The 21,987-nt window shown below is 64.4% G+C and carries 17 protein-coding genes; 16 read left to right on the forward strand and 1 reads right to left on the reverse strand.

Features of this window, described 5'->3' with window-relative positions; translation table 11 throughout:
* Window positions 1-165 precede the first annotated feature (165 nt).
* From ABDB81_RS21375 to ABDB81_RS21390, 4 genes are all read left to right on the forward strand, one after another.
* The gene (locus tag ABDB81_RS21375) at window positions 166-411 is read left to right on the forward strand and encodes a DUF2789 domain-containing protein (RefSeq protein WP_346813478.1); all 246 of its coding nucleotides are present in this window, start codon (window positions 166-168) and stop codon (window positions 409-411) included.
* 137 nt (window positions 412-548) lie between these two features.
* On the forward strand, window positions 549-2,231 hold the full coding sequence (locus ABDB81_RS21380; protein WP_346813480.1) for a rhomboid family intramembrane serine protease: 1,683 nt from the start codon (window positions 549-551) through the stop codon (window positions 2,229-2,231).
* Window positions 2,232-2,366: 135 nt separating this feature from the next.
* Window positions 2,367-3,272: an AraC family transcriptional regulator gene (locus tag ABDB81_RS21385; protein WP_346813481.1), complete on the forward strand. Its 906-nt coding sequence runs from the start codon at window positions 2,367-2,369 to the stop codon at window positions 3,270-3,272.
* 105 nt (window positions 3,273-3,377) lie between these two features.
* Entirely contained in the window at window positions 3,378-4,250 is an 873-nt protein-coding gene (locus ABDB81_RS21390; protein ID WP_137926463.1) for an ATP-binding protein, read from the forward strand.
* Window positions 4,251-4,295: 45 nt separating this feature from the next.
* Here the strand turns inward: ABDB81_RS21390 and ABDB81_RS21395 are convergent, their stop codons facing one another.
* Window positions 4,296-6,569, reverse strand: a complete 2,274-nt coding sequence (locus ABDB81_RS21395; protein WP_346813483.1) for a TonB-dependent siderophore receptor — start codon at window positions 6,567-6,569, stop codon at window positions 4,296-4,298.
* 297 nt (window positions 6,570-6,866) lie between these two features.
* On the opposite strand from ABDB81_RS21395, the gene ABDB81_RS21400 reads away from it, so the two are divergent.
* The 12 genes from ABDB81_RS21400 to ABDB81_RS21455 all read left to right on the forward strand — a co-directional run bounded on the left by ABDB81_RS21400 (window position 6,867) and on the right by ABDB81_RS21455 (window position 21,987).
* Window positions 6,867-8,174, forward strand: a complete 1,308-nt coding sequence (locus ABDB81_RS21400; RefSeq protein ID WP_346813486.1) for a nitrate- and nitrite sensing domain-containing protein — start codon at window positions 6,867-6,869, stop codon at window positions 8,172-8,174.
* Between the two features lie 287 nt (window positions 8,175-8,461).
* A complete protein-coding gene (locus ABDB81_RS21405; RefSeq protein ID WP_137926457.1) occupies window positions 8,462-9,274 on the forward strand; it encodes a formate/nitrite transporter family protein in 813 nt (270 codons plus the stop codon).
* Between the two features lie 33 nt (window positions 9,275-9,307).
* Window positions 9,308-11,044 (forward strand): bifunctional protein-serine/threonine kinase/phosphatase, encoded by a 1,737-nt coding sequence (locus tag ABDB81_RS21410; protein ID WP_346813488.1) that lies wholly within the window; start codon window positions 9,308-9,310, stop codon window positions 11,042-11,044.
* A 195-nt stretch (window positions 11,045-11,239) separates the two neighbouring features.
* On the forward strand, window positions 11,240-12,409 hold the full coding sequence (locus tag ABDB81_RS21415) for a GGDEF domain-containing protein (protein WP_346813489.1): 1,170 nt from the start codon (window positions 11,240-11,242) through the stop codon (window positions 12,407-12,409).
* Window positions 12,410-12,538: 129 nt separating this feature from the next.
* Complete coding sequence (locus tag ABDB81_RS21420; protein ID WP_346813490.1) at window positions 12,539-13,948, forward strand: DUF3300 domain-containing protein; 1,410 nt, start codon at window positions 12,539-12,541, stop codon at window positions 13,946-13,948.
* An 83-nt stretch (window positions 13,949-14,031) separates the two neighbouring features.
* Window positions 14,032-14,940 (forward strand): DUF2950 domain-containing protein, encoded by a 909-nt coding sequence (locus ABDB81_RS21425; RefSeq protein WP_346813512.1) that lies wholly within the window; start codon window positions 14,032-14,034, stop codon window positions 14,938-14,940.
* 309 nt (window positions 14,941-15,249) lie between these two features.
* Entirely contained in the window at window positions 15,250-16,131 is an 882-nt protein-coding gene (locus tag ABDB81_RS21430; RefSeq protein WP_346813491.1) for an ATP-binding protein, read from the forward strand.
* Window positions 16,119-16,742 (forward strand): response regulator, encoded by a 624-nt coding sequence (locus ABDB81_RS21435; RefSeq protein ID WP_137928102.1) that lies wholly within the window; start codon window positions 16,119-16,121, stop codon window positions 16,740-16,742. The genes ABDB81_RS21430 and ABDB81_RS21435 overlap by 13 nt, the downstream gene beginning before the upstream one ends.
* Before the next feature lie 92 nt (window positions 16,743-16,834).
* Window positions 16,835-17,230: a response regulator gene (locus tag ABDB81_RS21440; protein WP_346813494.1), complete on the forward strand. Its 396-nt coding sequence runs from the start codon at window positions 16,835-16,837 to the stop codon at window positions 17,228-17,230.
* Between the two features lie 111 nt (window positions 17,231-17,341).
* Window positions 17,342-17,596, forward strand: coding sequence for an RNA-binding protein (locus tag ABDB81_RS21445; protein WP_137928100.1), 255 nt, complete (start codon window positions 17,342-17,344; stop codon window positions 17,594-17,596).
* Window positions 17,597-17,647: 51 nt separating this feature from the next.
* Window positions 17,648-18,835 (forward strand): efflux RND transporter periplasmic adaptor subunit, encoded by a 1,188-nt coding sequence (locus ABDB81_RS21450; RefSeq protein WP_346813496.1) that lies wholly within the window; start codon window positions 17,648-17,650, stop codon window positions 18,833-18,835.
* Window positions 18,832-21,987, forward strand: a complete 3,156-nt coding sequence (locus ABDB81_RS21455) for a multidrug efflux RND transporter permease subunit (protein WP_346813497.1) — start codon at window positions 18,832-18,834, stop codon at window positions 21,985-21,987. Before ABDB81_RS21450 ends, ABDB81_RS21455 begins: the two co-directional genes overlap by 4 nt.

The following is a 21,987-nucleotide window of genomic DNA, read 5'->3' on the forward strand; positions in this document are numbered from 1 at the left end:
GACGACGCATGAGTCGATTGCTCCGGTGCATGCGCCGGTGATCGAACGCTGAAAGCGAGGCGCCGGGAACCAGCAGGAACTTCCGGCGCCTCATCAAGGGTGCCCGCCCGGCAGACCGGGCGGCCTTGCACTACTCTGATATCAACGTTCTCACCGGAGTTGCCGATGGACACCCCCTTTCACCAGTTCTCCGACCTGTTCGCACAGCTTGGCCTGCCTTCCGAGGAAGCCGATATTCGCGATTTCATCGCCCGGCACTCGCCGCTGTCACAAGACAAGGAATTGTGGGAGGCCCCGTTCTGGACTCCCGCGCAGGCTTCGCTGCTGCGCGACGAGTTCGTCGAGGATGCGGACTGGGCTGAAATGGTCGATCAACTAAATCTGGCGCTGCGGGCCCCCGCATCGCGCTGATCCTGCCGCCTCCTTGACGAGGCGGCTTGCATCCATCGTTCTTCCCACCCTATCGTTTGCGCCACGCGCGCCGTGGCCTGCCTGTCGCTGGCAGGCCAGAGAGACGACGCGAACGTCTAACGATTTCGGGAAGAACGATGACGCTATCGAAAGTCGGGAGCAAGAGCCCGACGCCTGCGCGCCGTAGAGGCGCCTTCTATGTCAAATGGTATGGGTCGCCGCTGATTGTGCGGCTGCTGTTGTGGCTCGGTTTCGGGGGGCTTGCGGCAGTGATGCTGGTGTTGGGTCTGCACGAACCGGATGTCACCATGTTGGCGATAGGGGCAGGGTTTGCTGGGGTCATCGCCCTGATGGAACTGACCTGGGGCCGCCATAGGCCGTTGCGCAAGCCGTTGTTGACGATCGATGCCACGGGTATCGGGTCTACGGTGTTTCCGCGTTCGCAGCATCATCTGCGCTGGCAGGACGTAGCCAGCGTCACGATTCACAAAGAGAGTGGCGCGACGATGCTGGCGGTTGAGCCGATCAAGCCGCCGGGCCGGTTTCGGCGTCGCTTTGTGGTCCAGATCGGGGGGTTGAGCAAGGCCGACAGGGAGAAGGTCGAAACGCTGGTTGCGCATCTGCGGATATTGGAAAACAGCGAGATCGCAAAGGAAATCGAAGTCGAGCAAGCATACGTCGCCCGCATGGAAACGAAGCCGCGTCCCTGGGCGGTCTACTCCCTGATTGGCGTGAACGTGGTCGTCTGGTTGCTCATGGTCTTGCGTGGCGCCCCGTGGATCGACACTACTCCCGTGTCGATGCTGGTCGATTGGGGCGGCAATGCCGCAGTGCTCGCGCATGACGGCCAATGGTGGCGCATGCTGACTGCCACGTTCCTTCACGGCAACTTCCTGCACCTTGCGATGAACATGGTGGTGCTGCTCATGCTCGGCAGCAAGCTCGAGTGGTTTCTCGGGCCGCGCAATTTTCTGCTGGTGTACTTGGGTGCGGGGCTGCTGGGCAGCGCCGCCAGTCTGCATTTCGCAGCGCAGGCAACCGTGTCGGTCGGCGCGTCAGGTGCGGTGTTCGGCGTGGCCGGGGCATTGCTGGTGATCGTCCTGCGCAATCATGAACATCTGCCCGCGGAGATTCGTCAGTCATTGATGGCCGATGCAGGATTCATGGTCGGCTTTTCGCTGCTGCGCGGATTCCGCGCCGAAAACATCGACAACGCCGCGCACGTCGGCGGCTTGATCGGCGGGCTGTTGCTGGCGGTGTGCCTGCCGGACAACATCGCGCCGCAGCCATCGTGGACGAGTGCGCAGAGAAAGCGCAGCGACGTCTGGTCACGGTTTGTCCCGCTGGCAGTGTGCACGGCGATCGTAGTGGTGACCGTAGCCATGTTTTCACCGCCCGGCACGCAGGAGCAGCGGGACAGCATGGCCACTACGCGACAGTTCGAGCAAGCTGGAGATCAGTTCGAGGCGGTATTGAAGGAGGCGATGGGTGATAGCCTTGCCGTGGTGGCGGGAACGTTGTCCGAGGAGGAATTCTTCACGCGCGCACAGACGCTGCATGCCATGGCCTTTGCAGATGTGCACGCGACGCTGGCCGGTATCGTGCTGCCACCGGGTGACAAGCGGGCGGTAGTCCTGGAAGACATGAAAGAATTTTCCGATGCCATGCACAGGTTCCTGCGTATCGAGTACCGATTGGACCTCGAAACGAATCAGTATGTGCCACGCAATCCCGAGTCCTACATGCAACAGCAGGAAGAGATAAAGACATTGCTGGAGCGGTTCACCCGAAACATGAAGGAGTTCAGGGCTCAACAATAAAAGCCCTCCGACAACCGCCTGCCGGAATAACGACACCGTGCTATCCTGCGCCGACATGCCGCCGCGCCGCGCCTCGTTCCACCTGGCAGGCCGCATGCTCGTGATGTTTCATCGACGAAACCACGGACGAAACAGATGTCGGCCGCCCCCAGCCTCTCCCCTTCCAAGCCTGCCCAGTTCGACGCATTCGGTTGCGCCGCTGGATTGCTGCAGGCCGATCACGCGCTGTCGGGCAGTGACATCCAGTTCTTTCGCAAGACTTCTGCCCAGTCATCGGGGCAGTTCGCGATGCCGGCGGCCGAGCGTGGCTTTGTCGTAGGCGTGTCGATGCATGCCGGCCATCGGCGCCGCATCATGCAGGGTCACCGGGTTGGTACGTACGATTTCGATGCGGGTGCCATCTACATCCGCGATCTGGCCGAGGACTACAAGGCGGATTTCCAGTCCAGTTTCGATTTCATCCTGATGGAGTTGCCGCGTGGCCTGATCGAGCGCACCAGCACCGAACTGGGGCGTACGCGGTTGCGCAGCCTGCGCACCACCGCCGGTCAACAGGACGCGGTACTGGGACATCTGGCGCACGCGATGGCCCCGGCGCTCCAGCATCCGCAACAATCCTGCCGCCTGTTCGTGGATCAGTTGTCCATGGCGATTGGCGCACATCTCGTCTGCCAGTATGGCGGTGATGCCGTGGCATCGCCCAAGACCAATCGGTTGCTGTCGCCACGCAGCGTATCGCGTGCGAAAGAAATGCTCGTGGCGCGGCTCGATGGCGATGTGTCCGTTGCCGAGGTGGCCGATGCGTGCCACATGTCGCGCAGCCATTTCACCAGGGCGTTCCGTGATACCACGGGACACACGCCTTACCAATGGCTGTTGGCGCAGCGCATTGAACGTGCCTGCGCGTTGTTGCGTGACCCGGCGATGTCCTTGGCCGAGGTGGCCATCGGCTGCGGCTTTGCCGACCAGAGCCATTTCACGCGCGCCTTCTCTCGCGCCATGGGCATGACGCCGGGGCAGTGGCGGCGCCGCACGACTTGAGTTTCCCCTCGAATCCAGCAGGAATTGACAATCCGCGTCACAAATCGACAAGGCGTGCGTGCCATGGTCGCGTAGATTCCATCGGGAATACCGACTGGACTGTGGATGAATCACCCCGAGGCCATTGCGCCGATCGAACCCCCTTGCAACGAGGCCGTCGCGCCAACGCTGCGGCGCGCGGCGGGCGACTGCCGGTGCGCGGACAGCGATGCGCTGCGCACGGCGAGCGCGGTTGTGCAGGGCATGCAGGAGCAGATGGTGCATCTGGCGCGCGTGGCCACGCTGGGAACATTGGCCGCGTCAATTGCGCATGAAATTCGCCAGCCATTGACCGCGATCCGGCTTGAGGCCTATGCCATCCAGCACTGGATGAAGCGGTGCCCCGGCGTGGCAGACCCCGTGACCCAACAAGTCGTCCAGGAAGTGGCGGAGGGCGTGCGCCGCATCCAGGAGCAGTCGGAGCGTGCGGAACAAGTCATCCATAGCCTGCGCGCGATGATGCGCAGCGAACCGAACAAGCCGCAGGCGTTCACGCTGGCGCAGGCCGTTCGCGATGTGCTTCCCCTTCTTGCAGGTCGGCTGAACGATGGCGGCATTGCGCTGCGCATCGATGTCGATGAGACATTGCCTCCGTTACATGGCGACAGCGTGCAGATCCAGCAGGTATTGCTGAACCTGGTGCTCAATGCCATCGAAGCTCGCAAGGAAGACTGCGCCGAGCTGCCGCTGGTAGAACTCCGGGCGCGGCGGGTGGAACCGGCCATGCTGCGGGTCGAGGTCATCGACAACGGCGGCGGTATCGCGCCCGATCAACTGGCGCGAATCTTTCAGCCGTTTGTCAGTACCAAGGGCGAGGGCATGGGGATCGGGCTGGCCATCTGCAGATCAATCGTCGAACTGCATGGTGGATCGATTCGCGCCGCGTCCAGCGAAGGGCGTACCACGGTCACGTTCACGTTGCCTCTGCAGGCAACGTAACCGGAACGCCCGAATTCAAGCGGCGCGAGTTTGCTGCAAGGTGCGTCAGAAGGTGATGCCTACATTGAGCAGATAGGTGCGGCCCGATGCAGGCACCGCGCGCGAAGCGCTGAACGACGATTGATAGTTCAGGCGGTTCGTGAGGTTGTACACGTTGAACGAGGCGCGGAAGCGGCCCTGCCGGTAGGCGATCATCGCGTCCAGCGTGAGGTTGTCCGGCATGCGTGCCGTGTTGGCTTGGTTGGCCCAATAGCCGGACGCGTACTGCACGCCGCCACCCACCGACAGTTGTCCCGGTAGCGGCACGATGGTCTGCGGAATCGTGTACGCCGTCCAGAACGTGACGTTGTGATGCGGCACGCCCGGCGCAACCTTGCCGACGAACGCCGCGTTTGGCGCGCTGGTCACTTCGCCATCGAGGTACGCGTAGGCCAGGCTGACCGTCCAGTTGGGGGTCAGCGATCCATTGGCACCCAGTTCCACGCCCCGGATGCGGCGGCCCTCGCCGCTTTCGCCAAAGCCATTGATCACCATGCCGGTCACCGGATCGGTCGTGTAGGCATTGGCCTTGCGGATCTGGAACAGGGCGCCGGTGACACCGAGGCGTTTGTCGAGGAAGTCGAGCTTGGCGCCTACCTCGACCGTGTCCGAACGCTCCGGCTCGTTGGAGACTCCGTCCTTGGGCACCTCGGTCTGCACGCCGCCCACGGCCGTGGCGATGTCGGTGCCCACCGGGCGATAGGTGCGTGAGAACGACGCGTAGAACATGGCGTCCTGGGTCGGCTCCCAGATCGCGCTGATCGCCGGACTCAGCTTGCGCGAATCGGCCACGCCGCCGATGCCCGATGCCTCGGTCGTGCCGTATTCGCTGCGGAAGTAATCCCAGCGCAGGGCGCCCAGCAGCGAGATCTGTTCGTTGAACCAGACGCGGTCGCTGGCGAACACGCCGACATCGAGGGCATTGGCATCGCGCCTGCCACCGGTGTAGCTCACAGAGGGATTGACGCTGGCATCGAAGGCCGGATTGACGATAGTCTGGTTGTTGAGGCGACCGGTCCAATTGCCCCGGTCGCGCCGATCGCGCTGGTAGCTCACGTCGAGTCCGCCCATCGCGCGATGGCGCAGGCTGCCGGTATGGAACTCGCCGCGCGCCGTGGTCACGTTCTGCAGTCCCCATCCGCGCTGCAGATACGTCATGCCGCCGCGCGCGCCATAGCGCAGCGCCGCGTTGTTGCCGGCCAGCAGCCGTTGCAGCGTGGCATACGGCACGCCCGCCGGGTTGGTGCCAGAGAAATCGCGCTGGTAGAAGCTGTAGCGCGTGTCGTTGTTGAGCGTGACACGGCCGAGTATGGTCTGGAACCCGGAAGTCACGATGTGCGCATCGCTCTTGTCGCGGTCGGTGTTGCGCACGTACGAGGTGGAGGGCGTGATGCCGGGCACGCCGTATTCCGAGAGCGGACGATAGATGCGATCGGCACCTTGCGCCAGCGGTTGGCCGAAATCGGGCTGGCCGTCGCGGTACAGATATGAGTAGTTGAAATGCCACACGGTAGCGGTGCCGAGTCCCGTACCGAAATCGATCGCAAAGCCGCGCCTATCGTCATCCACATGGTCGCGGTCCGGCACGCTGCCGTTCTGGAACATGCCGTTGATGCGCACGGCCGAGGTATCCGACAGTGGGATGTTGCTGTCCACGGTCGTGCGATAGGTCTGGCCCGAACCCACGCTCTGGTCGATGGCGGTGCTGGCGGACTTGTTGGCTTTTTTTGTGGTCTGGTTGATGAGGCCGCCGACGCTGCCCACGCCAAAGCTCTCGCCAGCCGGCCCCTTGATGACTTCCACGCTATCGGTGTTGAAGCTGTCGCGCTTGTAGGCGCCAAAGTCGCGCAGGCCGTCAACGTAGATATCGCCCTTTGCCGACAGTCCCCGGATGCGGAACTGGTCGCCGCTCTGCCCGCCATTGCCCTCGCCAGCAGAGATGGTGATGCCGGGCACATTCCTGAGCGCCTGTTCCAGCGTCGTGATCTGCTGCTGCTCCAGTATTTCCTTCGGGATGACAAAGACCGTCTTCGGCGTTTCCTTGACCGTGTCAGGCAGACGGGCGATGCCGGTGGTGGCTTCGTTGGTATTCGCGGGATGCGTGCCGACGACTGTGACACGCGGCAGATCGGCGATGGCAGGCGCGGGGCGGGCATTGCCCGGTGGCGTGGCCTGCGCGTGCGCCACGAAGGGCAGTGCGGACATGGTCAAGGCCGTACCCGTTCGTGCCGCACCGGACACGAGGGCATGGATCGATGACGCGAGGATGTTTTGCTGCACGGAAAATACTCCAGCTGGACTTCGGAACAGGGGTGGACTGTCGAAGGAGGGCGGAGTAGTCAAGCATTGGAATCATCGACGAACGCAAACGTAAATCATTCGTATTTGCGGGTCAATTGGATGTGGGGCAGGGAAGGATATTTCGTTGAATTACTAGGGATGGTTGCTCCCCTCTCCCATTTCATGGGAGAGGGGAGCGCATAGCCGGGGGATGTCGCGTTCGCAAGGGACCACAGCCTCCGATGGCATAGACCTTGCACAACCTCATCACCCCCGCAACTTCGCCACACCGCTTCGATGGCCTTATCCGCGTCTCAACTCGTTCTCCACGCCAAGCAGCTTGAAATCGAAGCCGTGCGCCTGATGGCGAGTCGCGTGGAGCTGGCGGACCTGATCGGCCAGTTGATTCACACGCTGCAGCGCGAGCGTGGGGCAAGCAGTGTGTTCCTCGCGTCGGGCGGACAGCGGATGGCGATGGAGCGCGAGGCAGCCATGGCGGAGTCGATCCGTATCGAACAGCGGCTGGGCGAGCGCTTTGCCAGTCAGCTCGATGCGTCGCACAAGGGCAGCGCCTCGATGGTGACGTTGATGGCCTGGGTGCAACTGGATTTGGCTACGCTTGCCGGCCTGCGCGCCAGCATCGGCCAGTGCCAGGCCAGCGCGCTCGATGCCGTGGCGGTGTTCAGCCGCCTGATCGCCGCATTGCTCGAACTGATTTTTCATCTGGCCGATGTGGCGATGTACCCCGGCATCTCTCGACCGCTGGTGGCATTTGTCTATCTGCTGCAGGGCAAGGAAGCCGCCGGGCAGGAGCGTGCCGTGGGGGCGCAGATGTTTGCCTCGGGCACTTGCACGGAAATCCAGCAGCAGCGCGTGCTGCATCTGATCGAGGCGCAGCGCCGCAGTTTCCGAGTGATGGAGCAGTTTGCCGATCCGCCATTGCTGGTAGCGTGGCAGGGCCAGTCGCGCAGCCCAGCCGTGGCCGACCTGGAACAGTTGCGGCACGTGCTGCTGACGGCGACACCGGGTGCTGCGCTCGACGCCGAGCGCAGTGAGCGATGGTTCGAGGTCTGCAGTCAGGTGATTGCCGGCATGTGGCGGCTGCAGATGCAACTGGTGCAGGAGCTGCGCGCCGCGTGCGAGGCCGAGATCGAGTCGTCGCAGGCCGATCTGCAGGATTCGGCGGGTTTGCTGCGGCGCCTGCTCGACAATCCGCCGCCGCACACGCATGCGGTGGAGTTGTTCTTCGACGCGGCCGGACATCCCGACGCCGCACCCGTGTTGCCCGGCATGCCCAGCGACGCATCGGGCAGTGCGGACTCCGCGACGGTGGCATCACTCAAGGGACTGCTGCAGAAGCAGGCCGCACGCCTCACACGTACCGAAGTGGAACTCGATGCCGCGCGACGCGCGCTCAAGGAGCGCAAGGTGATCGAGCGTGCCAAGACAGCGCTGATGGCGCGTACCGGGATGAGCGAGGACGAAGCCTTTCGCACGCTGCAGAAGGCGGCGATGGATAACAACCGGCGCCTGGCCGATGTGGCGGAGGCCACACTGGCACTGCCGGACATCGCGCTACCACCGTTGCCCGGGGGGCCTGACTGAAGTTCGCGGCTTGAGCGCACCACGATTGACGCTGCGCGTGCGGTGTGACCCGCGTGCGCACCAAAAGCGGGCCGATTGTGCACCGCAACGGGGGCGAGGGTTTGCCGCCCTGCAGGCTTTGCCCGGTTCAGCCATGGGCACGGTTCGTGCGACGCAACAGAGCAAAATCAAGTGGTCAAGGATGACGACGTCCTGTCCCGCGCGGTGAGCCACCGTGGGGAGAGGGGCGTCGTTTTTTTTTGCCTTGCCCGAATGCCTGTCCGCCAACGAGAAAACGAGGAAATTCCATGGCCTATCTCGCCCCCGCCGAGTTCGTGACCAAGATGGTCGATGCCGGAGAGTCGAAGTTGCTGATGTCCACGCGCGATACGCTGATCCGCGCGTACATGGCTGGTGCCATTCTTGCCCTGTCCGCCGCGTTCGCGGTGACCATCACCGTCAATACCGGCAATGCACTGGTCGGCGCGCTGCTGTTTCCGGTGGGCTTCTGCATGCTGTACCTGATGGGATTCGATCTGCTGACGGGCGTGTTCACGCTTGCGCCGCTGGCCGTGCTCGACCGCCGCGCGGGCGCAACCTGGGGCGGCGTGCTGCGCAACTGGTCGCTCGTCTTCCTCGGCAATCTCGGCGGTGCGATCACCGTGGCCCTGTTCATGGCCATCATCTTTACCTTCGGGTTCTCTGAAGCCCCCAACGCGGTGGGCCAGAAGATCGGCCATATCGGCGAGGGCCGTACGCTGGGCTACGCCGCACACGGCGCCGCCGGCATGCTGACGCTGTTCATCCGCGCCGTGATGTGCAACTGGATGGTGTCCACGGGTGTGGTGGCCGCCATGATGTCGACGTCGGTGTCGGGCAAGGTCATTGGCATGTGGATGCCGATCACGCTGTTCTTCTATATGGGCTTCGAGCATTCCATCGTGAACATGTTCCTGTTCCCGTCGGGCCTGATGCTGGGCGGCAACTTCACGATCATGGACTACATGATCTGGAACGAGATTCCTACCGTGCTCGGCAACCTTGTGGGCGGCCTGACCTTCGTGGGTGCCACGCTGTACAGCACCCACTACAAGACGGCCCCCAAGCGCGTGATCGGCTGAGATTCCGGCTGAACTCCCGCTGATCGTCCTCGCATGCGCGGCACGCTTTCGATCACCGTCGGCCAGCATTCCGATGCAGGCCGGAAGGCGGTCAACCAGGATTTCCATGGCGTGACGCAGCCGGCCGGGCAGCAGCGCATGACCAAGGGCATCGTGCTGGCGCTGGCCGATGGCATCAGTTCCAGCGCGGTGAGCCAGGTGGCCAGCGCCGCGGCCGTGCGGACGTTCCTCGAGGATTATTACTGCACGTCCGAGGCGTGGACGGTGCGGCGCGCGGCGCAACGCGTGCTGGCTGCGGTCAACGCATGGCTCTACGCGCAGACGCGCCGCAGCGACGCGCGCTTCGATGCGGATCGTGGCTACGTCTGCACGTTCAGCGCGCTGATCTTCAAGGCGCGCGAGGCCCATGTGCTGCACGTGGGCGATGCGCGCATCTATCGCCTGCACCCCCAGCGGCTCGAACAACTCACGGACGATCATCGCGTGCGGGTGTCGTCCGCCGAGTCGTACCTGAGCCGCGCGCTGGGCGCCGGGCCTGCCATCGAAATCGACTACCGCAGTTGGGAGGTGGAGCCGGGCGAGATCTACCTGCTGGCCACCGATGGCGCCTACGAACACCTCGACGCCGCCGATGTGCATCGTGCGCTGGGCACCCACGGCGAGGATCTGGACGCGGCAGCGCGCATGCTGGTGGATACGGCCATCGAACGCGGCAGCCAGGACAACGTCACGCTGCAGATCGCGCGCATCGATGACCTGCCGGACCTCGACGCGCCCGGCGTGCTTGCGCAGGGCGAGCGGCTGGCGTTGCCGCCGCCGCTGACCCCGCGTATGCAGTTCGAGGGTTACACCATCGTCAGGGAGATCCACACCAGCGCGCGCAGCCATGTGTATCTCGCGGTGGATGATGGCAATGGCCGCTACGTGGCATTGAAGACCCCTGCTGTGGATCGCCATGACGATGCCGCGCATCTCGACGGATTCCTGCTGGAAGAATGGGTGGCGCGACGCATCGACAGCCAGCACGTACTGCGCCCCCACACCGTGGAACGGCCGCGCCGCTACCTCTACGTGGCGATGGAATACGTGGAGGGGCAGACGCTGGCGCAGTGGATGATCGACCATCGCGCGCCCGCGCTGGACGAGGTGCGTGCCATCGTCAATCAGATCGCGGCAGGGCTGCGCGCGTTTCATCGGCGCGAGATGCTGCATCAGGACCTGCGTCCGGAGAACGTCATCATCGACCGCGCCGGCACGGCCAGGATCATGGATTTCGCCACCGTTCATGTAGCGGGGCTGGCCGAGGGCACGCGCCATCCGCTGGCCATCATGCCGGTGGGCACGCTGCAGTACGCGGCGCCGGAATACTTCCTTGGCGATGGCGGCACCCCGGCGTCGGACCTCTACTCGCTGGCCGTGCTGGCCTACCAGATGCTGACCGGACAACTCCCTTACGGATTGCAGGTGACGCAGGTGCGCAGCCGGGCCGATCTGCGGCGGCTGCGTTACGTGCCGCTGCGCGAGCGGCGTGCCGACCTGCCGCAGTGGGTGGACGGCGTACTACGCCGCGCGCTGCATCCCAATGCCGCGCAACGGCACGAGGCGCTGTCCGAGTTCGTCGAGGCCCTGCGTGCGCCGGGGCGCGATGCGCTGCAACGCCTGACGCCCCCACTGATCGAACGCCATCCGCTGCGGTTCTGGCAGGCGCTCTCGCTTGGCCTGGCCTTGATGGTCGTGCTGCTGCTCGGTTTGCGCGCCGCAGGCGTCTAGACAGGCACCTGAACGTCTCCCCTCGCAAGTTGCCCCTCATGAGTGGGGCAGAACGGCCGTTAGCCATTGCTATCTCTTCCTGCGGAGTGCGCCCGGCAAGGCAACAACCGCCCGAGATACGCGAAAACCACCCGGTTTCCCACGTAGAATGCGGCTGGCCGCCGTGATGTATCGGCGCACTGTTTTGTCATCTGGATGCCTGTCGATCTCGCCACTCTTTATTTCCTAGCCATTGGCACACTGCTGGCCAGCGCCGGCATGATGTTCTGGGAGTTCCGGACCCACCCCACGCGCAGCCGTGAACTGCGCATCCTGGCGTCCGGCTTTGCCACGCTTGCCGTGGGCTGCACGGCAGTCCTGTTCCGCCGCGAACTGCCCGGCGCGCTCGGCTCCGCCCTGAGCAACCTGATCATTCTGAGCGGCTACCTGCTGGTGCTGGCCGGCGTGGCCGCACTGAGCGGGCGGCAGCATCGCAAGGGATCGCTTGCCTTGCTGGCCGGCATGGCCGGTATCTGGGCGGTCTGGGGATCACAGTGGCTCGACGTGATCTGGGCGCATGTGAGCGCCTTGCCGATTGCCGCCATCGCCGCCATGACGGCGTGGGAAATGCATCGGTGCCGCACGCTGAAGTCACGCGCGCAGCACATCGTCGTGGCGGTGACGAGCTTGCACGCCGTTCTGTACGCGGGCCGCGCGCTGATGCTGCCATGGTTCGTCGCCGACTATCCCGGCATCCTCGCGCTCTCCAGCAAGATCACCATCTACGAAGGCGTGCTGTATTCGGTCATCCTGCCGATGACGCTGCTGAAGCTGATCCGCGATGAAACGCACGGGCAGTTATTGCGCGAATCGCAGACGGATTACCTGACGCGCCTCGGCAATCGCCGCTGGTTCTTCGAGCAAGGCGCGCGCGAACTCGACGGTGCGCGCGGACGCGGACCCGTCGCTGTGCTCGCCTTCGACCTCGACCATTTCAAGTCGATCAACGACCGGCACGGCCACCAGCGTGGGGACGAGGTCTTGAAGTCCTTCGCGGAAACCGCGCGCGATGTGCTGGGGTCGGATACGTTGCTGGCCCGCATCGGCGGCGAAGAGTTCGCCGCGCTGCTGTGCGGCGGCAACGCACGCCGTGCTCGGGCGTTGGGCGAGGCCGTGGCCGCACGGTTTGCTGCGACGGCCTCCCATCGCAGCGACAGCGCCGGGATTCTCGCCACCGTCAGTATCGGACTGGCCCAGTACGACCAAGACGTGCCGACCCTCTCCGAAGGCCTGGCCGCCGCTGACCGCGCGTTGTATCGGGCGAAGTCGCTGGGCGGCAACCGGCTGGAAACTGCCGCGGACCCTCTCCCCTCCCTGACCGGCTGAACGCCGGGTATCGAAACGCCCTATTGGACCAAGGGTCCATTGCCGCTCTCGGCACTGCCATCTATATGTTCTGCACGGCACCGGTTGCAGGATCTGCATGGCGGTGCGCGATTCCTGGGGAGGAACGCCATGACGGCTGGCGGCGCGCGGCGCGCGCGGTATCCACGGCAGGCCTGGCCTACGGCTGTTGCCGCAGTGCTGGCGTGCGGCCTGGCGTGGCTGCTGGCCGGCGTCGGCCATGCGCATGCGCAAACGGCACCGCCGCAGTCTGCGCAGACCTCCGCTACGACCCCATCCGCCCCGGCTTTCAAGCCCGAGGAGCTGGAAGCACTGGTGGCGCCCATCGCGCTGTATCCCGATTCCGTGCTGTCGCAGGTGCTGATGGCTTCGACCTATCCGCTGGAAATCGTGCAGGCCGCGCGCTGGCAGAAGGCCAACGCGAAACTGAAGGGCGATGCGGCCGTCAAGGCTGTGCAAGACCAGCCGTGGGATGTCAGCGTGAAATCGCTGGTGGCGTTTCCGCAGGTGCTGGAGCCGCTGAACGACAAGCTCGACTGGACGCAGAAACTGGGCGATGCCTTCCTGGCGCAGGAAAAGGATGTGCTGGCAGCGGTGCAGCGACTGCGCGCGAAGGCCCAGGCATCGGGCAACCTGAAATCGAACGAGCAGCAGAACGTGACGGTGCAACCCGCCGCGCAGGGCGCCACGACGCAGACCATCGTGATCCAGCCTTCGAACCCGGAAGTGATCTACGTGCCGGCCTACAACCCTACGGTGGTGTACGGCAGTTGGGGCTATCCGTCGTATCCGCCGTACTACTGGCCACCGTATCCGGCGTACTACCCGGGCGCTGCGTTGATGACGGGCTTTGCGTGGGGCGTGGGGCTGGCCGCTGCCGGCGCAATCTTCGGGAATTGCAATTGGGGCGGCGGCGATGTGAACATCGACGTGAACCGTGCCACCAATATCGACCGCAATTTCGATCGGACCAAGGTGGAGGGCGGCAACAAGTGGAAGCACGACGCGGGGCATCGCAAGGGCGTGGCATACCGCGATAACGCCACACGCGAGAAGTTCGGCAACAACGCCGCAGGGGCGGATCGCCGCAATGACTTCCGAGGGCGCGACGGCGCGGGGGATCGGGGTGGGGACCGCGCTGGCGATCGAGGCGGTGACCGAGGCGGAGATCGGGCCGGCGACCGGGCAGGGGATCGGGGAGGGGACCGCGTTGCGGATCGCTCGGGAGATCGGTCCGGGGATCGCACAGGGGATCGCACAGGAGACCGGGGAGGCAATCGCGCCGGGGATCGTCCCAGCGCGGGAGACCGCAGTGCCGGCGGCGGACGCGATAACGCGTTCCAGGGTGTTGGCGGCGGCGGGGGTGCCGCACAGCGGGACTTTGACCGAGGGCGCGCAAGTGCCGGTTCGTCAAACTTTGGCGGCGGCCACGGTGGTGGCTTCAGTGGCGGTGGTGGACGCGGCGGTGGCGGCTTCGGCGGCGGGCGCGGCGGCGGCGGTGGCCGAGGGGGCCGGCGATGAGTCACGATGACCAACGGAAGGCGAATCCCATGCGTTTTCTGACGATGCGAACCACGCTTCCCACCTGGCACCATCTCGCGGGTATGGCCATCGTCGTCGCGTCATGCGCCGGGGTGGCCGATGCCCGCGCGCAGAAGGCGTTCGATACCCCGGAGGCCGCGATGCAGGCATTTGGCGATGCGGTGGCCACCAGTGACGATGTGGCCATGCAGGCGCTGCTGGGCCAGTCGGCAAGGCGGTTGATCCCACCCGTGGGCGCGGACCTGCGATATCGCTTTCTCGCCGCGTGGAGCCAATCGCATGGCGTTGCCCCCGACGGCGAGAACCGTGCGCGCATCACGGTGGGACGTGACGGCTGGACGCTGCCGATTCCGCTGGTACGCGCCAACAGCCGCTGGCATTTCGATGCACAGGCTGGCATGACCGAAATCCGTCTGCGGCGCATCGGGCGCAACGAGCTATCGACCATCCAGACCATGCTCGCAATTTGCGACGCGCAACGCGACTATGCGTCGAGCAACCCGGAAGGCAGTCCGATGACGGTGTACGCGCGCAAGCTCGTCAGCAGTCCGGGAAAGAAGGATGGCCTCTACTGGCCGACACGTCCGGGCGAAGCGCCGAGTCCGTTGGGGTCGGCTTTCGTCGATGCTGTGAAGCACCAGTCACCAACGGATGGCTATCACGGCTACCGCTATCGACTGCTGACGTCGCAGGGCGCCGCCGCACCGGGGGGCGCCTACCCCTATCTCGTCAACGGCAGGCTGTTCGGCGGCTTCGCGGTCATCGCGTGGCCGGCCCGTTATGGGGAAACCGGCATCAAAAGTTTCATGGTCAGCCACGACGGCCAGGTCTTCGAGCGCGACCTCGGCCGCGACAGCGCGGCACGCGCAGCGGCAATGTCATCGTTCGATCCGGTGGCAGGCTGGACAAAGGTCGCCCCTGAACTGTTGCAGCCAGAGCCAGGCATGCGGGCATCGGCGGCGGGGCCATGAATGAAGTGAGCGGATAAAGAACTTTCCGTATGGGGCCGGATGGCAGGAGGTAGAGAAGTAAAGATTGCAATACGCAGAGCGCCGACCTAACGTGTTATGGCACAAGTACTCAAACAAGCAGAAGCAACAGACTTGATCGACTTGGATAGCTTGACTGTCACCGCATAGGGGTAAGCGCTCAGGGACGCCTTATCGCGATGCGCACTGCCGTGCCGGCTTGCCCGGCCGCGCCGTGGTGTCGTGCTGCATGCCGTCGTCCCGAGGGCTCCTGTGCCTATTTGCCAGGGGTTTGAGCATGGGCTTTGCGCCATGATGTGGTTACCGGCACTGATACTGGGGGCTGTGGCTGCCGTTGCCGTGGCGGCGCAGCAGGGCCAACGCCGGCAGCGCGCCGACTCTCGTCGGCTGTCGGATGTGGCCGGTGGGGGGCCGTTTGCCCACATCGCGCATCGGCCCGGCATGGCCGAACTGGCCGGATCGCTTGCCCATGAACTGAACCAGCCGCTGACCGCGATCACCAGCAATGCGCAGGCCGCGCGGGAATACCTCGCGTCGGGCCTGGCCGATCACGGTGAAATCCGCGAAATTCTCGACGATATCGTCAGCGACGCCTCCCGCGCGGGCGATATCGTGCGCGGCGTGCGTGCGCTAATTCGCGGCGAGGCGCCACGCGCCGTGCCGTTCGAGATCGTTCCGGTGATGGCGCGTGCGGTGGAGCTGGCGCGCAAGGACAAGGCGTCGGGCGTTGCCATCGTGCAGGGCATCTGTGATTCACGGCTGCCGCGTGTAGTGGGCGACCCGATGGAAATCGAGCTCGTGCTGTTCAACCTGCTGACCAATGCCCTGGACGCGGTTGGCGTTGCACCGCCGGGTGTCGCGCACGAAGTGTCAGTGACCGCCAGGCGGCAGGATGACACGATCCGCGTATCGGTACGCGACAACGGCTGCGGTGTGGCCGATGCCGATCTCGATGCCATCTTCCGGCCGTTCTACTCATCCAAGCCGAAGGGGCTGGGGCTGGGCCTGTCTTTCAGCCGTGCGCTCATGGCACGCAACGGCGGACGTGTCGTGGCCATCCGCAACAGCGACCGCGGCATGACCTTCGAGTGCCTGCTGCCCATCGAGCCATCGGCCAGGGTGTCTGGGGAAACGACTTCTTCCATCCGGGAGGCAGCGATATGCCACTCATGAAATCACTGGTGTACATCGTGGATGACGACGACAGCGTGCGGCGGGCACTGTGCCGCGTGCTGGGCGCGCATGGCTATCCTACTTCCCCGTTCGCGTCGGCGCGGCAGTTCATCGCGGAAGCTGACCTGGAGAACGTGCCGGGGTGCGCCGTGCTGGACCTGCAGATGCCGGACATGGACGGCATTGCCGTGCAGGAGGCGCTGCATCGCAGGATTCCCGTCATCATCCTCACCGGGCATGCCGATGTGCCACGTGCCGTGCTTGCCATGCAGGCCGGCGCCATCGAATTTTTGCAGAAGCCGGTATCCGACACGCAACTTTTGGCGGCGGTGGAAAAAGGGAGTGCGTGTGCGCAACGGCAGCATGCGCAGATGCGTGAGTTGCGCGAGTTGCAGCAGAAGATCAGCCGCCTGACGCCGCGTGAGCGCGAAGTGCTGGGCTGGATCGTCACAGGCATCCGCAACAAGCAGGTGGCCAGCCAGCTTGGCACGGTGGAGAAGACCATCAAGGTGCATCGGGCCCACGTCATGCAGAAGCTGGAGGTGGATTCGCTGCCCGCGCTGGTGCGGATTGCCGACCGGATGGGGATGGTTGCAGGCCAGCGGGCCTGAGCGCCGGCCCGCAATCGGCCCCATGGGCCAATATCGCCCGCCGTTCGTCTTTCGTAGCCTGAGTACATGCTTACCTCCGGGCCTGCGTGGCGATGGATGCTTCGGAACAATTTGCGCAATGCGTGGCGGTGGTGGACGATGACGCCTCCGTGGCACGCTCCACGGCCCGGCTGCTGCGCGCGGCGGGTATTGGTGCCGATGTCTACATCAGCGGTGACGACTTCCTGCACCGCATCCGAGACGATCCCCGGTATCGGCCCGACTGCGTCATCCTCGATGTCTGCATGCCTGGCCTCAACGGCCTGGAGGTGCAGCAGCAACTGATCGGCCTGCCGATGTCGCTGATCTTCATCACGGCGCATGACGTGCCCGCCGCACGCGACACGGCGCTCGCCGCCGGCGCCATCGGCTATCTGCGCAAACCGTTTCATGCGGCGCAACTGATCGAACTCGTACGCGGCGTCCTGCGTACCGGACTGCGCCCGTGATGCCGTCCCCGAGCATGGTCCTTGGTCCAATTGCCAAGCACGACTGCTGCGGCACATGCTTAGTCTGCAATGCCGCGCGATTGGCATCGCGGGCGGCTAAGGAGACCTGCCATGGCGCTCTTGATGCTTTCCAATCTCCACCCCGATACCACCGAGGATGAGGTCAGGGAGTTCCTGACCCGCTACGGCTTTCCTGCGTTCGATCACGCCGAACAGCAGGAAGGCGATGGGACGCGTCCGTCCATGACGCTGACCTTCAACGCGCTGGACCTGCCGGAGCTGTACAAGCTGCAGCCGCGCATCCATGGCGTGTTCTGGAACGGCCACAAGATCAATGCGCTGATCCTCCGGGAGCGATACCAGTAAACCTGAATCGCTCCGGTGCACGGCAGTCGTCGGAGCGGACGGAGGATAAATATGGCGAGCGGTCTCAAGTCCGTGAGTGGGCGCGGCGCATGGCTGACCGTGATGGCGTTGGCGTTGGCGGGGTGCGACCGGCACGAGGCCAAGGCGCCCGCCGCGCCGCACGTGAGCGAGGTTGGCGTGGTCAAGGTGACGCTGCGCGACGTGCCGCTGATCTACGAGTTCGTGGGCGAGACGCAGAGCTCCCAGCAAGTGGAGATCCGTGCGCGTGTGAACGGCTTTCTCGAACAGCGGCTCTACACGGAAGGCGCGCTCGTGAAGGCCGGGCAAGTGATGTTCAAGATGGACGCAAAGCCGTTCCAGGCCGCGCTGGACGCCGCGCAGGCCGAACTCGCCCAGCAGCAGGCGCGCCTGACCACGGCGCGCGCCAACCTCGCACGGGTGCGACCGTTGGCGGCCAGGAATGCGCTGAGCCAGAAAGACCTCGACGACGCCACGGGCCAGGAGCAGGCTGCCGCGGCCGCCGTGGAGGCGGCCAGGGCCAACGTGACCAATGCAAAGCTGAACCTCGGCTACACCACCATCGCCTCGCCGGTGGCGGGCCTGTCCAGCTATGCCAAGAAACAGGTGGGCACGTATATCGATCCCAGTAACAGCCTGCTGACCTATGTGGCCAAGCTCGATCCCATCTGGATCAACTTCAGCCTGTCGGAGAACGAGGTGCTGCAGAATCAGGCGCAGACCGCGTCGGGCGCGCTGAAGATGCCCGATCGTGGCGCGATGGAAGTGGAGATCGTGCTGGCCGATGGCAGCGTCTATCCGCAGCGTGGCCACATTGCGTTTGCCGATGCCTCGTATAGCTCGGACACGGGCACCTATCTGGTTCGCGCGGAGATGCCGAATGCGGAGGGGCGGCTGCGACCGGGCCAGTTCGTGCGCGTGCATGTGCTGGGCGCCGTGCGGACGCGCGCCATCACCGTGCCGCAGGAAGCCGTGGTGCAGGGCCAGCGCGGACAGTCGGTCTGGACGGTCAACAAGGACAACAAGGCCGAGTCGCGCGTGGTCGAGGTGGGGGAGTGGGCGCAGGGTAGCTGGGTCATTCGTTCTGGACTGCGCGAGGGCGACACAGTCATCGTGGATGGATCGGTGCGGCTGGCGCCCGGGGCACCGGTGAAACCCGTGCCGGCGCCAACCGCTGCGCCAACCGCTGGCGCCAGTGCCGCAAAGGGACAGCCGTCATGAAGCTGTCGCACTTCTTCATCGACCGGCCGATCTTTGCATCGGTGCTGTCGATCATCATTGTCGTGGGCGGGCTGGTGGCCATGTTCAACCTGCCCATTGCACAGTTTCCCGACATCACGCCGCCGAGCATCACAGTGTCCACCACGTATCCCGGTGCAAGTTCCGAAGTGGTGGCGCAGAACGTGGCCGCGCCTATCGAGCAGCAGGTGAACGGCGCGGACAACATGCTCTACATGTCGTCCACAAGCTCGTCTACCGGCAATCTCACATTGACCGCGTACTTCGAGATCGGCACTGACCCGTCACTGGCACAGGTGGACGTGCAGAACCGCGTGAACCTGGCACTGCCGACGCTGCCCGATGCGGTGACGCGGCAGGGCGTGACCGTGGAGAAGCGATCCCAGGCGTTCATGATGGTGATCGCGGTGTACTCGCCCGACAACAGCTATCCCCAGACCTTCGTCGACAACTACACAAGCATCTACATCCTCGATGCGCTCAAGCGCATTCCCGGTGCCAACCAGTCTGCGATCTTCGGCACGCCCGACTACGCGATGCGCATCTGGCTGCGTCCGGACCGCATGGCGCAACTGGGTATCACGGCAGAGGATGTGAAGAACGCGGTATCGAACCAGAACGAGCAATTCTCGGCGGGTCGCATTGGCCAGTCGCCCACGGCGGGGCCGGTCAAGCAGACCTTCCCGGTGGCCACCAAGGGGCGCATGACCGAACCGAAGGAGTTCGAGAACATCATCCTGCGTGCGGCCTCTGGGGACGCCGCGCTGGTGCGGCTCAAGGATATCGGCCGTGCGGAGTTGGGATCGAAGGACTATTCGCTGCGTAGCCGCTATCAGGGCAAGACAGCCACGCTACTCGCCGTGTATCAGCAGCCAGGCGCCAATGCGCTGGCCGTGGCCGAGCAGGTCCGCAAGGCACTGGCGGAAGCGAAGAAGACATTTCCACCGGGCATGGAGTACGAGATCGCGCTCGATACTACGGAGTTCGTGCATGAATCGATCAACGAGGTGGTGCATACGCTGCGCGATGCGGTGATCCTTGTGATCCTGGTGGTGTATCTGTTCCTGCAGAGCTTCCGGGCAACGCTGGTGCCGATCCTGGCCGTGCCGGTGTCGATCATCGGCACGTTCACGGCCATGGCGGCGTTCGGTTTCTCGGTCAACATGCTCACACTGTTCGGGATGGTGCTGGCGATTGGCATCGTGGTGGACGATGCCATCGTGGTGATCGAAAACGTGGAACGCAACATGATGGAGTTCCATATGCCGCCACGGGAGGCTGCCAAGGCTGCCATGGACGAAGTGGGCGGCCCGGTCATTGCCATCGTGCTGGTGCTGCTGGCCGTGTTCATTCCCGTGGCCTTCCTGTCGGGCATCACGGGACAGCTCTACAAACAGTTCGCGATCACGCTGGCGGTGTCGGTGTTTCTCTCTGGCATCGTTGCGCTGACACTCTCGCCCGCGCTGGCCGCTATCCTGCTGAAGCCCGGTACGCACGAGAAGAACCGCTTTTTCCGCTGGTTCAACCGCAAGTTTGACCAACTGGTGGAAGGGTATGGCAGCGCGGTGCAGGCGCTGATCCGGCGTGCCGTGATCTCGGTCGTGACCGTGGGGGTGCTGATTGCGGTGAGCGTGCTGATGTTCGTGCGCATCCCGTCGTCGTTCCTGCCCGTGGAGGACCAGGGCTACCTGCTGGGCGCGGTGATCCTGCCAGACGCGGCGAGCCTGGATCGTACCGGCGAGTTGTCGAACCGGGCCGCAGAATGGTTCCGCAAGCAGCCAGGTGTGAAATCCGTGGCCACGCCGGACGGCTATAGCCTGATCGACGGACAGAACAAGTCGAATGCCGGCACATTGTTTGTCACGCTGAAGGGGTTTCACGAACGCGACAAGGAGGAGAGTGCGGCGGCGTTGATCGCACGCGCCAACCAGGAGTTCTCCACATACCGCGAGGGCCTCGTCATTCCGGTCAACCCGCCATCGATTCCGGGACTCGGCACCACGGGCGGTTTCGAGTTCTGGTTGCAGAGCACGGGTGACGGCACCTATCAGCAACTGGAAGAGCGAACGCGCGCTTTCATCGCCAAGGCACGTGCGCGGCCAGAGCTGCGTGGCGTCAGTACCACGATCAATACCCGCTCGCGGCAGTTGCTGGTGGACCTGGATCGCGAACGTGCGGAGACGCAGGGCGTACCGGTGGAGCAGGTGTACTCCGCGTTGCAGACCATGTTCGGCTCGCTATACGTCAGCCAGTTTCCGAAGAACAGCCGGTTGTTCCAGGTGATCCTGCAGGCCGAGCCGGAGTACCGCTCACGTCCGGAAGATATCGATCGTGTGTACGTGCGGAACTCGCGCAACGAAATGGTGCCTGTCAAGGCCGTGACCACGGCGCGCTACGTGGCCGGCGCGGACCTTGTCACGCGATTCAACAATTTCCCTGCTGCAAAAATTACCGGCGATGCCGCACCGGGCTATAGCTCCGGGCAGGCGCTGCAGGCGATGGAGAAGGTAGCGGCGGAAGTGCTTGGCGAAGGCTACAGCTACGCGTGGAGCGGACAGGCGTACGAGGAAAAGAAGGCGGGGTCCACAGCGGCGATGGTGTTCGCGTTTGCGCTGCTGATGGTATTCCTGATCCTCGCCGCGCAGTACGAGAAATGGTCCTTGCCGATTGGCGTGTTGCTTGCCGTGCCGTTTGCGCTGTTCGGTGCGCTGGTCGGCATCCTACTGCGCGGCATGGAGAACGATGTCTATTTCCAGATCGGGCTGACGGTGCTGATTGCACTGGCGGCCAAGAACGCCATCCTGATTTTCGAGTTCGCGGTGGAGATGCGTGTCAAGGAAGGATTGAGCGCCTACGACGCCGCCGTCAAAGCGGCCAAGATGCGGCTGCGCCCCATCATCATGACGTCGCTGGCATTCATCTTGGGCTGCATTCCGCTGGCCATCGCGAGCGGCGCGTCGGCGGCCAGCCGGCAGTCGCTGGGCACCGGTGTGATCGGTGGCATGCTGGGCGCCACGGTGATCGCCATCTTTTTTATTCCAATGTTCTTCTGGGGACTGGAGCGCCGTACCAAGGCCAAGCTCGCCGAGTCCGCCGCACACGCACCCCACGGACCCATCTCGCTCAAGGAGTGA

This window comes from Cupriavidus sp. DL-D2, from assembly GCF_039710735.1.
GTDB lineage: Bacteria > Pseudomonadota > Gammaproteobacteria > Burkholderiales > Burkholderiaceae > Cupriavidus.